This is a genomic window from Serratia sp. CY83965, from assembly GCF_052166375.1.
Classification (GTDB): Bacteria; Pseudomonadota; Gammaproteobacteria; order Enterobacterales; family Enterobacteriaceae; genus Serratia; species Serratia marcescens.
Window position 1 is genome coordinate 347,747 of sequence record NZ_JBJNOV010000004.1, and the last position, 13,151, is coordinate 360,897.

The window sequence follows — 13,151 nt, forward strand, 5'->3', positions numbered from 1 at the left end:
GGTAATAAATAAAGCAATTTATCGTCGTTCTTCTGTTAATTCTTACCCCCTACACTCGAAAAACAACGCAACCGCGTGATTATGGAGAGTGTATCGATGAAACGGTTAATCCCAACCTTATTGTATGGCGCGCTGGCGGCCGCTTTCGGTGCGCAGGCTGCCACCCCGCAGGATACCTTGGTGGTGGTCAGTTCGTTGGAGGGCATTATCAGCCTCGATCCGGCGGAGAGCTTTGAAACCGTCAGCTCGGCCAATCTGGTCAACCTCTATCAGCGCCTGGTGGCGCCGGATCGCGCCGCGCCGCAAAAGCTGGCGCCGGACGCCGCAGGCAGTTGGCAAGCGGGCGCCGATGGCCGCAGCCTGACCTTTACCCTGAAACCGCAGCAGCGTTTCGCTTCCGGCAATCCGCTGCGGCCAGAAGATGTGATTTTTTCGCTGGTTCGCGCGGTGAAGCTGAACAAGGCGCCGTCGTTTATTCTCGGCGAGTTTGGCTGGACGCCGGATAACGTTGAGCAGCAGTTGAAGAAGGTGGGAGATAACCAGGTGCAACTCAGTTGGCCCGCCAACATCGGCAGCGAATTGGCGCTGCGGCTGCTGACGGCGAATGTGGCTTCGATCGTGGATGAAAAGCTGTTGAACGAGCACGCGCAGCAGGGGGACTACGGTAACGCCTGGCTGCGCAGCCATTCCGCCGGCGGCGGCCCGTATCGGGTGAATAACTATGTGCCGCATGAAGCGCTGCTGTTTGGCCGCAATGAGTACGCCCCGTCGCCGGCAAGGTTGAAAACGGTATTGTTCAAGAACGTCAGCGACGCCGGCACCCGCCGTTTGCTGTTGCTGAAAGGGGATGCCGACGTGGCCTACGATCTGGGCGCCGACCAGTTCGACTCACTGCGCAACGCGTCTGGCGTGCGCATCGAGCAGGCCGATGCGCCCCGGATCTATTACCTCGGTTTCAACACCGGCAGCAAAGACAATCCGGCGCTGGGCAATCCGGCGTTGTGGCAGGCGGCGCGCTGGCTGGTCGATTATCAGAGCATCGCCGAGCAACTGCTGAAAGGGCAATATCGCGTGCATCAGGCCTTCTTGCCACAGGGATTGGACGGGGCACTCGACGATCGGCCGTTTAAGCTCGACGTGGACAAAGCCAAACAGATCCTGCGCGATGCCGGCATCGCTGAAGGTACGCGCATCGATCTTATCGTCATCAACCAACCGCCGTATACCGACATCGCGCAGGCGCTGCAGGCCAGTTTTGCGCAGGCCGGGCTGCGGTTGGATATCCATCCGGTGGTAGAAAGCGATCTGTGGGGCAAGATGCGCGGCCGCGATTTTCAGGCGATCTTCACCTACTGGGGCGCCGACTACCTGGATCCGAACACCAACGCCAGCGCCTTTGCCTATAACGTGCCCGGTGGGCCGAAAACCCTGGCCTGGCGCACCCAGTGGGGCATTCCCGCCATCAGCGCGGAAACGCGCGCCGCGGCTGCGGAGGGGAACAGCGCCGCGCGCAGCGCACGTTACGTCACGTTGCAACGGGAATTGCAGGCCAGCTCGCCCTATGTGGTGGCGCTGCAGGGGCAAACGCTGGTGGCATTGCGGGACAACGTCGAAGGTGCCCGGCTGGATATCGCCAACAGCATGCTGTATCTGGATCGGGTCAGCAAGTAGCGGCAACGCCGCGCGCCTGGCCGAGCTTTCTGTCGCACCAAAGGCCAACAGCGAGTGAAATCGCTTGCTGTTGCCACCTCGAATCGCGAGATGTTGTGTCAGGGTGAAATAAAATGAAATTTCATAACGCGCTCATATGACGGTGATAGATTGGCACTGAAAGGCGGCGTTGTTTACGCCTTTCACCGCGGTCGTCCGCAATGATGCGGACACATCACGTCAGGAGATATTATGGACAATAACGAAAACGTTTCAGGAGCGCGCGCAGCAAGCTTGCTCGCCACCGGTGAGGTTGTTACGCCGGAACAGTTTTATCAGGACAGCGACGGAAGCAACTGGGGGCCGGCGATCAACAAAGCGGCGGCGGCGGCGCTGCAAGCCGGCGGTACGCTGTCCCTGGGGAAGCGGGTGTATACGGTCGCCGGACACGTACTCATTCAGACGACAACGGACATCTACGGCGGCATCGGTTTGCGGGTGGTCGGATTGGGGCGGGCGACCAAAATTGTCAAGACTGCGGACAGCAGTTACACCAACGAACAGGGCGAAACGAAGAAAGCGGTGATCGTAGTGAAAGGCTTCGCCAATCTGACGCTGCACGGCTTGACGCTGCGGGATGATACCGGCGTAGATGACACCCACGGCGTGTGGTTCAGCGATCGCAACATGACGAAGTTTGATATTCGCGACATCTACACCAAGGTCGGCGGTTATTCGCTGTTTGTCTCGGGCGACATGTTCATTAACTGGCTGGTGAACGTGCAGATGGAGGCAAACGCCAATCGCCCGGGCGATGGGGTGCTGTGGATGGACAAGTCCGGCACCACCAATTTTATAGACGGCCTCTACGCCGCTCGCGCCAAGGGGACTGCGTTCAGAATTTCAGGGTTTTACTCTACTATCGGCTCGTTGGCTGCGGATGACTGCATCGGCGATATCTACTCTTTCAAAGATTTTAACGGCACGATCAATTCGTTGGGTTGCGAGAACCGCAATACGCAGCGCGCCGCCAATGTCAGCGTGTTGTCCACCAACTTTGCCCAGGGCACGATAGGCAATATCAATATCCAGGACGCGCAGAATGTGGAGAGTGGGGGCGTGTTGTGCCGATTCATCAACGAATCTCGTTGGGATATCGGTCAGTTGACTCTTTACAGCGGTTCTAAGACGCCTTTCCCGGCGGCGATCGCCGCCTGCAGCAACAATACCGAGGTAACCTTCAGTAACGTATACAACGGCGGCGTCCCGGTGGCCGGCAAAAGCACCGTCGATGTGACGTCGTTTTTAAGCGGGGTCGAAGCGATGTACAGTCTGGGCGAGCGGGGAATTGCCCCTTCCGCCACCAGCAACCATTTGCCGCGCAATATCTCGAAACAGCAATCGTGGACTTTTTTAGGCACCCTGACCGCGCCGGATCGGCAACCTACAACGCGCATTACTCTTCAACAGGGCGTAAGCACCAAGGTGCTGGCGTGCGATTTATATATCACGTTCGATCTGTCTTCGCAGGCGACCGCCTTTGTCGTCAATAAAGGCAGCTATAGCGCGAAAGGCGCCTTTATGTTGCGGCGCACCGGGCCGTTGAGCTGCGAAATATATTACCGCGTCGAGAAAGATTTCGGCTTTGGCAGTTATCAGGTGCAGACTACGCGCGGCAGTTACTGGCGGCCGGACGGCGTTTCATTGAGCACGCCCCCCTCCGATGCGTTGGAAATCCGCAGCGATGAGGTGTTATCCACGACCAGGCTCGCGGTGATCCAGCCACTGGCCAATCCGACAACAGCCAGCACGGCGGAAGTGGCCGGATTGCTCAATCGGCTGATCGAGACACTGAAGAACTAACCGAATAACGCCGGCGCGTTCTGGCCGGCGTCCATCAAGAGCAACAGCCAGCCGGCGGCCGCCAAGGCGATGCCGAAAGGTTGCCGCGTTCGCCAGGCGCGGCGGTTGCGTCGGCCGCGGGTCAATGCCATGCCTAACCCGAACATGGCCGCCAGACAGACCAACAGCGGCAGCATCGTCCAACCGAGCCAGGCGCCCAGCGCCGCCAGCAGTTTGAAATCACCCTGGCCGATGCCGTCACGCCGCCGCACTTGTCGATAAAGCGCGTTGAGCAGCCACAACCCCCCGTAGCCGGCGGCGGCGCCGATAACCGCGTCGCTCAGCGTCGCCCAGCGAGCGTCAAGATTGCACAGCATCCCGCCCCACAGCAGCGGCTGGGTCAACCGGTCCGGCAGCCACCGGTGGCGCCCGTCTAGCCAGGCCAGGGCGATCAGCAGCGCCGCGGCCGGCGGCAACCACAGCCGGTGCGCTGCCGGCAGGTCGAAGGGCAGCGCCGTCAACGCCAAACCGAAGGCCGTCAGCAGCAGGCTGCGGCGGCGCAATCTCGGTGGGCTGGCGCGCACGGCCACCGTTCGCTCCAACCGGGTGATGAGCGCGAAGGCGACCATACCTGCCGACAGCAGCGCGGTGAAAAACAGCGCGGGCCACAGTAAGGAAAGAAACATCGAGACTCCGTCAGTCGTGAAATAGATGTTTAAAATAACGGCAAAATGCGTATTTCATCGGGGTGAAATGCGGTGAGTGGTGAGGAGTGCGCAGTCGTACGCATCGCCACTTCACGTATTGCAGAGTGATGCAATGTCATGCGCGGAGGCGCGCAGCAGTGGGGTGTTGCGTTGTTTATCGGCAAAATCGGCGCTGAAATAGTGTGAATTCACCTGGCGGCCGGAATGGATCGGTAAATGGCGTAAGTGACGGCGTCACTGGGGAGCGATTGGGGTTTATCCTATTGTTTCTGTTCGTCAAGCCGTTAGGCTTTAAGGGAGAGGCGCCCCGGCCTTGATGGGGCGTAGGGTATCCAGATCTGCCGCGGGAAAGGCGACAGCAAAGCAGTGGGTTGGCATGCTCCAGGAGGGAGGGTGGCCAACGGTGCCATGAAAGACGAAATTCAGGCGGGACTCATCAAAACCAAAAAACGACTCTGGCACAGCCGCCAGACGGTGTGGCTGAGCGGGACGCTGGTGTGGCTGGCCGGCGCGGCGCCCGCCTGCGCCGAATCCCCGCCGGCGCCGGCGAGCGTTGTCTCTTCCGAACCGGCCGCCGCAGATCCGGTCGCGAATTTGCCCGAACTGGGCGGCGCGCCCGATGACGCCGCGCGCGAGAAGCAGTGGGCCGAGATGGCCAAGCAGTTCGGCGAAAAAGATCTGAATAACGTTTCCCGTCAGCAGATGCGCAGCCGCGCCGAGGATTATCTGCTGGGCCAGGCGACCGGCGCGCTGCAACAGCAGGCGCAGGCGCTGTTGTCGCCGCTGGGCACCGCCCGGTTATCGCTGAAGATGACCGGTGAGGGGGACTTTACCGGCAGCAACGGGCAGTTATTCAGCCCGCTGTACGACGTCGACGGATTGCTGACCTATAGCCAGATCGGCTGGTTGCAGCAAAGCGCCGGGGCGCTCGGTAATTTCGCGCTGGGGCAGCGCTGGATCGCCGGTGACTGGCTGCTGGGGTACAACACGGCGCTCGACAGCGATTTCGCCCGGCAGCGCAATCGCGGCAGCGTCGGCGCGGAGGCCTGGGGAGACTACCTGCGTTTCTCCACCAACTATTACTACCCGCTGTCGGCGCTGGCGCAACAGCCTGGCGATGGCGTGTTTTTCAGCCGCCCGGCGCGCGGTTACGACATCACGACGCAAGGCTATCTGCCGTTTTATCGCCAGATCGGCGGTTCGCTCAGCTATGAACAGTATCTCGGCGATAATGTCGATCTGTTCGGCAGCGGCAAAAAACAAAACGATCCGCGCGCGATGCAGCTGGGGCTCAATTACACCCCGGTGCCGCTGGTGACGATGAAGGCGCTGCATAAGATTGGCGCGGGCGGGCAGAGCCAGGATCAGATCGAGCTGGCGCTGAGCTATCGGCTCGGGGTGCCGTTGGTGAAGCAGATTTCGCCGGAGTATGTGGCGCAGGCCAAGTCGCTGCGCGGCAGCCGCTACGATCCTATCGAACGCAAGAACGTGCCGGTGCTGGAGTTCCGCCAGCGCAAAACGCTGCAGGTGTTCCTGGCCACGCCGCCGTGGAGCCTGCAGGCGGGGGAAACCGTGCCGCTGGTGTTGGAAATCAAGGCGCTGAACGGCATCGCTCACGTCAGTTGGCAGGGGGATACGCAGGCGCTGAGCCTGACGCCGCCGCACAACGCCAACGATCCGCAGGGCTGGACGGCGATCGTGCCGCCGTGGGACGACGCGCCGGGCGCCGCCAACAGCTACCGGCTATCGGTCACGCTGGAGGACGATAAACAGCAGCGCGTGACCTCCAACTGGATAGAGCTGAAAGTGGCGCCGCCGCTGACGGCGACCGCCGGTGATGACGCGGGCCTGCCGCCGATCAAAACCCTGACGCCGCCGCCGATCCCGGCGCAAACCGGGCCGCTGTACGGCGGCGATTAACCGTTTTTACCCTGCAGCACCCACACGGCGGCCTCGACGCGGGATTTGAGCTTCATCTTTTTCAGCAGGTGTTTGACGTGCACCTTGACGGTGCTTTCGGTGATGGTCAGGCGGCGGGCGATCAGCTTGTTCGGTAGCCCCTGGGCGATCAGCTTCAGGATATCCCGTTCGCGCGGCGTCAATTGCTGAATATCGCGATCGGCGCTGGGGCGGTTTTCCCGCAGGCTGGCGGCGAGGATCGGCGTCAGCGTTTCGCTGAGCACCATCTGCCCGGCCGCCGCCTGATGCAGCGCCTTCAGCAGATCCTCCGGCTCCATGTCTTTCAACAGATAGCCGTCGGCGCCGCGTTTGAGCGCGCTGACGACGTCGTCTTCATGGTTGGATACGCTGAACACCACAACGCGCCCCGACAGGTCGGTCTGGCGCAGGCGATCCAGCGTTTCCAGCCCGTTGATGCCGGGCATGTTGAGGTCGAGCAAGATCAGATCCGGATCGTGCTGCTCCGCCAGCGTGACCCCTTGTTCTCCGTTGCTGGCTTCGGCGATGACCTGCAGGCGAGCGTCCATGCCAATCAGCTGTTTTACGCCGTTGCGCAGCATCGGGTGGTCGTCGATCAGTAAGATTGTGGCGGCGGTTTCTGTCGTCATGGTGTCTCCGTTAGTCGATGGCGTGGTTATCCGGCGTGAAGCTGACCCGCACCTCGGTGCCGCCGCCGCTGCGCGGTAAAATGTCGCAACGGCCGTGCAGGCTCTTGGCGCGATCGCGCATGATGATCAAGCCGTAATGGTCGGGGCGGGATGTTTCGGCCGGCAGGCCGCGTCCGTTGTCGCATACGCTCAGGGTCACTTCGCCCCGTTTGTTGATGACCTGAATGCTCACCTCGCTGGCTGCGGCATGCTTAAGGATGTTACTGAGCGCCTCGCGGGCGATCTGCAGCAGATGAATGGCCTGATAGGCGGGCACCGTGCGCGGCCCCAGTTGGTAATCGAGGCTGATGTTCAGGCCCAGTTTGGGATTGAACTCCGCTACCGTCGATTGCAGCGCCGCCAGCAGGCCCGGTTCGGTCAGCTGCAGGCGGAAGGTGGTCAGCAGCTCGCGCAGCTGGCGATAGGCGCCGTTCAGCTCTTCGCGCATCTGCTGCACCAGCGCCTGGCTGGCGGGCGAGAGCGTTTCGCCCTGCATCTGCAGGCAGGCGATCTGCATTTTCAGGCAGGAGAGCGATTGGGCGATGGAGTCGTGCAGCTCGCGGGCGATCGCCGCCCGTTCTTCCATCAACATCAGCTGCTGCTGGTGGTCTACCTGACGTTCGATGGCCAGCACGCTGGTCAGTTGCTCCACCAGAGTGTTGACCAGCTGGCGGTGCTCATCGTTCAGCGGCTGTTGCGGCGCATGTTGCGCCACGATCACGCCGTAGTCGCCAAGCTTGTCGCTCAGGCTCCAGCTCAGCGACGGGCTGTCGGGATGCTGGCGGTCGCTGTCGTGCAGGCAGGCGCTGCACACCGGATTATGGCAATGCTCCGGCCGCAACGGCTGGTTGCCGCTCAGCTGCAGCAGCGGCTCCCGGCTGTCGTTTTCATACAGCCGCACCTGAATGGCGCGCAGCGGCGTCAGGATTTGCAGTTGGTTGAGCAGCGGCGTCAGGCGGCTGCACAGCGGCTCGCTGGCGTGCAGCAGGCGGCTGGCGCGATAGAGAAAACTCAGCATCTGATTTTTTTGCTGCAGGTCCGCGGTCTTCTCGGCCACGCGCTGCTCCAGCCCGCTGTAGGTGGCCGACAGTTCGTCGGACATGGTGTTCAACGCGCCGCCGAGCGACGCCATTTCATCCTGATGGCCGCGCTGCGCGAAGCGGCGGCTAAAGTCGCCGCGGCCCACCGCCAACGCCATTTCCACCAGCTGTCGCCACGGATGCAGCAACCGACGGCGCAGGTAGCAGGTGGTGCCGATCAGCAGCAGCAGGGTCAGCGCGATAAAGCCGGCCTGCACCAGCGTCACCATCAGCAGGCGGCGCTCGGTTTGCCTGTCGATATCCGACACCAGCTTATCCAACAGCTGCACGAAGTGCGCCACCTGCGGCGCGGCGTCGGCCGGGCGCTGCGCGCTGCGCAGGCGAGGTTGCAGGGTCTGTTGCCAGTAGTCGCGCAAGGCGTCGAAAGGTTGCGTCAACCCTTCCTGTTCCACCGAACGCTGCAGGTCGGGGCTGTTTTCGTCGCGCTCCAGTTCGCGGATCAACGCTTCATGCCGTTCATCCAGCGGCACCTGCGCCAGCAGACGGTAGCTTTGCATACGCAGCGAGCCGGCCTTGTTGATGGCATGCGCGTTGCCCTGAATGCTTTGCGACATCCAGGCGGAAATCCCCATGCCGGCCACGCCCAGAATGCCCGACAGCAACATCAGCAGGGCGACCTGATTCACGATCGAAAGCGGGGCCAACAGGCGTTTCATAAGCGCGGGTTCCTGGCATTTGGCGCCGCTGAAGCTCAGGGGCGAAGGCGGCGACGGGGTAAACAAGTAACGATTCAGCCGTATTTTTGATTATCCCTGAGCATAACCCCATACCTCGAATGAAGTACCCATTAGTTTCCAGGGGGGCGGAGAAGCGGTGAGGATGACGAAGTGATTCATTCTAATTTATTGATTATAAATGATTTAATTTTTATCCAGAACGTACCCCTAAGGGGATGAAGGCGCTATTTGTGCCGCCAACTACTTGCATTCGGGTTGATATACATCAACTTTGCCGCCGGGACCGCCCCCTAGGGTGTCGGAATAATCCCCCGTGTCTGAGGTTTTTATGTCGCAACTTGCAACGCCTTCATCAAAGAAAACCGGTGCGCTGATTCAGGATTGGCATCCTGAAGACAGCGCCTTTTGGCTGCAGCGTGGCCATCGCATCGCCACCCGCAACCTGTGGATTTCCATCCCCTGTCTGCTGCTGGCCTTCTGCGTCTGGATGCTGTTCAGCGCCGTGGCGGTCAACCTGAACAAGGTTGGCTTCAACTTTTCCACTGACCAATTGTTCCTGTTGACAGCGCTGCCGTCGGTCTCGGGCGCTATTTTACGCGTGCCGTATTCCTTCGTGATCCCGCTGTTTGGCGGCCGTCGCTGGACCGCTATCAGCACCTGCTTCCTGCTGGTGCCGTGCCTGTGGCTGGGATTCGCGGTGCAGGACAGCAGCACGCCGTACAGTGTATTCGTCATCATTTCCCTGCTGTGCGGTTTTGCGGGCGCCAACTTTGCCTCCAGCATGGCCAATATCAGCTTCTTCTTCCCGAAAGCGCGTCAGGGTGGCGCGTTGGGTCTCAACGGCGGGTTGGGGAATCTGGGCGTCAGCGTCATGCAACTGGTCGCGCCGTTGGCGATCTCTTTCAGCCTGTTTGGTCTGTTTGGCGGCACGGCGCAAGATCAGGCAGAAGGGGGACAGCTGTGGCTGGAAAATGCCGCCTGGATCTGGGTACCGTTCCTGCTGGTCGCCACCTTGGCGGCCTGGTTCGGCATGAACGATCTGGCGGCGGCCAAGGCATCGCTGCGCCAGCAACTGCCAGTGCTCAAACGTGGGCATTTGTGGATGCTGAGTTTGCTGTACCTCGCGACCTTCGGTTCTTTCATCGGTTTCTCCGCCGGTTTCGCCATGCTGTCGAAGACGCAATTTCCGGAGGTCGTGATCCTGCATTACGCTTTCTTCGGGCCGTTCCTCGGTGCGCTGGCACGGCCGGTCGGCGGCGCGCTGTCTGACCGTTTCGGCGGCGTGCGGGTGACGTTGATCAACTTTGTGGTGATGGCCGTGTTCGCCGCGCTGTTGTTCCTGACCTTGCCGGCAGCGGGCGAGGGCGGTTCGTTTATCGCCTTCTACGGCATCTTTATGGTGTTGTTCCTCACGGCGGGGCTGGGCAGCGGATCGACTTTCCAAATGATCGCCGTCATTTTCCGTAAAATCACTGTCGATCGCGTGAAAGCGGCCGGCGGCAGTGACGAGAGCGCACAGCGTGAAGCGGTGACGGACTCCGCCGCCGCATTGGGCTTTATCTCGGCGATCGGCGCCGCAGGCGGTTTCTTTATTCCCCAGGCATTCGGCACCTCGCTGGCGCTGACCGGTTCGCCGGCGGGGGCAATGAAAGTATTCCTGGTGTTCTATATCTTGTGTGTGGTCATCACCTGGGCGGTGTATGGCCGCAAGAAAAAGGCCTGAGTATCAAACCGCTTTCTCAATCCCTCCCGACAGGGGAGGGATATTTCTCTCATTCCGAGTCATCTCACCTCGCCTCCTCAGTGAAATTTTCTGCCTTTAGGTAAAATTCTCATCTTCGCTTGCCGTTTTTTTCTTTTTTTATAGCACTATCTCTCAATGTGGGAATATTTTCGCCAAAACGGATTATATTATTTGCACGTTTTTTTCGTTTTATTGAGAGTATTCTTACATTAAGGCGTTAATGTCTTTTCGCAGATTAAATGAAATTTCCGGGAGAGGAAGGCATAATTAGTGCGATTGTTATAAAATCAGTAATAGGGTTTTGTCTTAGATGCTGCACACGCCGAGTGGAATGTGTGACGGGGTTAAATCAGATAACTCTCATTCTGTTTTTTTCGGCTTTTTGTAGTCTATCTGACAATCAGATTAGGTGGGAAAACACAATGAATTCACGGATAGGAATGAAATTTCACAATTTCATTCGATTAACAATCGAACAACATGGTTAGTTTTTCCTTTTTAAATCAATGAGGTGTTCATTTGAATTTTACGGTGACCATGAAAGAAATCCATGTTGCCAGCAGGGAAAAAGAGTCATTTGGATAAACGGAACATCCTTAATATGGCCTAATGTAAAAAATGAAATCAGAAAATTTTTATAAAGGCCAATATCCGATGAATGCAACCTGTTGAGTTTACATTTAATTTCTTGAACATTTTTTGATATTTCTATACAAAGTGTGCAGGACAGGCACGCTAAGGAAATTAAAAGTGAATCTTGATAAAAGAATAAAGATTAGGAATCTCGATGTTCTGACTCCTGCCGGGGAGAAATTTCGTCTGCGTTGGAAGGAGTATCAAATTCTTTCGCTGCTTGTCGCCAGATCACCAGAACTGGTTACCCGAACGGAAATTATAGAAAATATCTGGAAAGGAACCTATTGCTCAGATTCAACGATAAATCAAACAATTAAATCTATTCGCCAAAAGATTAGCGACACGGAACACACGCTTATCAGAACCATTCCTCGCTTGGGTTACAAGGTGGAAAATCAAGCGGCTTTTCACTTTATATCCGAGGATGAAGACTACGCTGATGATGATATATTAAATGGCGGTGAAGATATTGGTGTTGATATTCAAGCGGAACTTTCTGAAAGTGAAAGTGAGTCGTCTGAAACAAACGATGAAAAAATAGATAAGCCGCATAAATCGACGCTGGTTGCTGCGCCTGTTGCAACGGTGGAGTCATCCAAAGAACCGGTGCGTGAAAAAAAGTCGGCGGCGGTGCGTCGCTTTTTCAGCATACCCGCCAGCCGTGTAGTGAAATACCTGACGGTATTCGCCTCTTTGCTGGTTATTTCACATTTTTCATATGTGCTCGGCAACCAAACCCGCCCCCCGGTGATCAATGATATTCAGAACAACACGCGCGTGGTGTTGACGCTGACGCTGAATAATCCCCATACCAACAGCCCGCAAACTCTGCTCTGCCTTTACCAGGGAGAGAACATGGATCAAGCCACCATCGAATGTGTCGATCCTAAGCAAGGGCAGCTTAAATTGCCGGTAAAATATGAGACCTCTTCGACGCCCGGTAAAGGTCGGATTAATCTCATATTGCCGAATAAAACCTTGCAATATCAAGTTGCTTACGATGTTAAAAATTAGCGCTGAATGAGGTTTTATCTTTAGCGATAATTTTACATTTGATGAAATCTTTTATTTCATTATTTGTTATTTGAAAGCCAGGTTCGATTTGTCCAGTCTGGAACTCATTACCTAACGCGTATTAGCGTCCTGTCCCAATGGGGCGACAGGAATAATGAGAACCTGCTGAGTGACAAATTATGGATAAGCGTAAAGTAGCTATTATCGGGGGTTCCGGTTTTATCGGAACACGCCTGGCGAAACGTCTCAGTGCGCGCGATGATCTGACGTTGGTCATCGTGGATAAGCAACCCAGCGCACATTTTCCCGCGCTCTATCAGTATGGCGATGTGACGCAACCTCAGACTTTGCAAGAACCGCTGACGGGCTGCGACGCCATCATTAATCTGGCGGCGGAACATCAGGACAACGTCGATCCCATTTCGCTCTATTATCAGGTCAATGTCGAAGGCGCGCGGCATGTCTGCATGACCGCCTCCGCTCTGAATATCCGCCAAATCATTTTCACCTCCTCCGTCGCTGTTTACGGCTTCGTTAAACAGGAAACCGGCGAAGAAGGAAGTTTCGAGCCTTTCAACCATTACGGCAAGTCCAAGCTCGAGGCGGAATACGTTTATGAAGCCTGGCGCAAGGCCGATGTGGAAAATCGGTTGACTATCATCCGTCCAACGGTGGTATTCGGCGAAGGCAACCGCGGCAACGTGTATAACCTGTTCCGTCAGATCGCCAGCGGACGTTTCGTGATGATTGGCAGCGGCAATAATATGAAGTCGATGGCCTACGTTGAAAATATTGCCGCGCGGCTGGAACATGCGCTGGATCAACAGTCAAGTTATCAGGTCAGCAACTACGTCGATAAACCGGACTTTACGATGAATCAATTGGTCGACGTCATTTCCTCTTCATTGGGGAGAAAAAATAAGACAATTCGCATTCCTTATGCCGTAGGCATATGCGGCGCAACCGCATTGGATGTTGTGAGTAAAATAAGTCGAAAGAAATTCCCAATAAGCCGCGTCAGAGTACAGAAATTCTGCGCCAGAACGCAGTTTAAAAGTAATGTGCAAAATAATTTCGTGGCGCCTGTTGAACTTGATTCGGCAATCGAAAGAACCATTAAACATGAGTTTTCTGATAGATAACTTAACCGCACGCTGACGTTATTTACTTATTTC

Annotated in this window: 9 protein-coding genes; 6 read left to right on the top strand and 3 right to left on the bottom strand. The window is 57.2% G+C overall.

Features of this window, described 5'->3' with window-relative positions; genetic code table 11:
- The first annotated feature begins 96 nt into the window (after positions 1–96).
- Both ACJ8PL_RS12525 and ACJ8PL_RS12530 read left to right on the top strand, forming a co-directional pair.
- Entirely contained in the window at positions 97–1,671 is a 1,575-nt protein-coding gene (locus tag ACJ8PL_RS12525) for an ABC transporter substrate-binding protein (protein WP_079451508.1), read from the top strand.
- Positions 1,672–1,902: 231 nt separating this feature from the next.
- Positions 1,903–3,513 carry a hypothetical protein gene (locus ACJ8PL_RS12530; RefSeq protein WP_117286719.1) on the top strand — a complete coding sequence of 537 codons (1,611 nt, stop codon included), beginning with the start codon at positions 1,903–1,905 and terminating at the stop codon, positions 3,511–3,513.
- Here the strand turns inward: ACJ8PL_RS12530 and ACJ8PL_RS12535 are convergent.
- The gene (locus ACJ8PL_RS12535; protein WP_033640046.1) at positions 3,510–4,178 is read right to left on the bottom strand and encodes a prepilin peptidase; all 669 of its coding nucleotides are present in this window, start codon (positions 4,176–4,178) and stop codon (positions 3,510–3,512) included. The genes ACJ8PL_RS12530 and ACJ8PL_RS12535 overlap by 4 nt on opposite strands.
- 429 nt (positions 4,179–4,607) lie before the next feature.
- Here ACJ8PL_RS12535 and ACJ8PL_RS12540 point away from each other — a divergent pair, with 429 nt between their 5' ends.
- Entirely contained in the window at positions 4,608–6,119 is a 1,512-nt protein-coding gene (locus tag ACJ8PL_RS12540; protein WP_442531224.1) for a YchO/YchP family invasin, read from the top strand.
- On the opposite strand, the gene narL is transcribed toward ACJ8PL_RS12540, so the two are convergent.
- Together narL and narX are read right to left on the bottom strand one after the other, a co-directional pair.
- Positions 6,116–6,766: a two-component system response regulator NarL gene (narL, locus tag ACJ8PL_RS12545; protein WP_016927346.1), complete on the bottom strand. Its 651-nt coding sequence runs from the start codon at positions 6,764–6,766 to the stop codon at positions 6,116–6,118. The genes ACJ8PL_RS12540 and narL overlap by 4 nt on opposite strands.
- Before the next feature lie 10 nt (positions 6,767–6,776).
- Positions 6,777–8,561 (bottom strand): nitrate/nitrite two-component system sensor histidine kinase NarX, encoded by a 1,785-nt coding sequence (gene narX, locus ACJ8PL_RS12550; RefSeq protein WP_060444650.1) that lies wholly within the window; start codon positions 8,559–8,561, stop codon positions 6,777–6,779.
- A 349-nt stretch (positions 8,562–8,910) separates the two neighbouring features.
- On the opposite strand from narX, the gene ACJ8PL_RS12555 reads away from it, so the two are divergent.
- From ACJ8PL_RS12555 to ACJ8PL_RS12565, 3 genes are all read left to right on the top strand, one after another.
- On the top strand, positions 8,911–10,305 hold the full coding sequence (locus tag ACJ8PL_RS12555; RefSeq protein ID WP_016927348.1) for a NarK family nitrate/nitrite MFS transporter: 1,395 nt from the start codon (positions 8,911–8,913) through the stop codon (positions 10,303–10,305).
- Positions 10,306–11,076: 771 nt separating this feature from the next.
- The gene (locus tag ACJ8PL_RS12560; protein ID WP_028127498.1) at positions 11,077–11,976 is read left to right on the top strand and encodes a winged helix-turn-helix domain-containing protein; all 900 of its coding nucleotides are present in this window, start codon (positions 11,077–11,079) and stop codon (positions 11,974–11,976) included.
- Between the two features lie 179 nt (positions 11,977–12,155).
- Complete coding sequence (locus ACJ8PL_RS12565) at positions 12,156–13,118, top strand: NAD-dependent epimerase/dehydratase family protein (RefSeq protein ID WP_016927350.1); 963 nt, start codon at positions 12,156–12,158, stop codon at positions 13,116–13,118.
- Positions 13,119–13,151: the final 33 nt, after the last annotated feature.

What these genes read in the sequence shown, in the direction of transcription:
- ACJ8PL_RS12535 (WP_033640046.1), bottom strand. Translation starts at nt 4,178, where the DNA reads ATGTTTCTTTCCTTACTGTGGCCCGCGCTGTTTTTCACCGCGCTGCTG.
- ACJ8PL_RS12525 (WP_079451508.1), top strand. Translation starts at nt 97, where the DNA reads ATGAAACGGTTAATCCCAACCTTATTGTATGGCGCGCTGGCGGCCGCT.
- ACJ8PL_RS12530 (WP_117286719.1), top strand. Translation starts at nt 1,903, where the DNA reads ATGGACAATAACGAAAACGTTTCAGGAGCGCGCGCAGCAAGCTTGCTC.
- ACJ8PL_RS12540 (WP_442531224.1), top strand. Translation starts at nt 4,608, where the DNA reads ATGAAAGACGAAATTCAGGCGGGACTCATCAAAACCAAAAAACGACTC.
- narX (WP_060444650.1), bottom strand. Translation starts at nt 8,561, where the DNA reads ATGAAACGCCTGTTGGCCCCGCTTTCGATCGTGAATCAGGTCGCCCTG.
- ACJ8PL_RS12565 (WP_016927350.1), top strand. Translation starts at nt 12,156, where the DNA reads ATGGATAAGCGTAAAGTAGCTATTATCGGGGGTTCCGGTTTTATCGGA.
- ACJ8PL_RS12555 (WP_016927348.1), top strand. Translation starts at nt 8,911, where the DNA reads ATGTCGCAACTTGCAACGCCTTCATCAAAGAAAACCGGTGCGCTGATT.
- narL (WP_016927346.1), bottom strand. Translation starts at nt 6,766, where the DNA reads ATGACGACAGAAACCGCCGCCACAATCTTACTGATCGACGACCACCCG.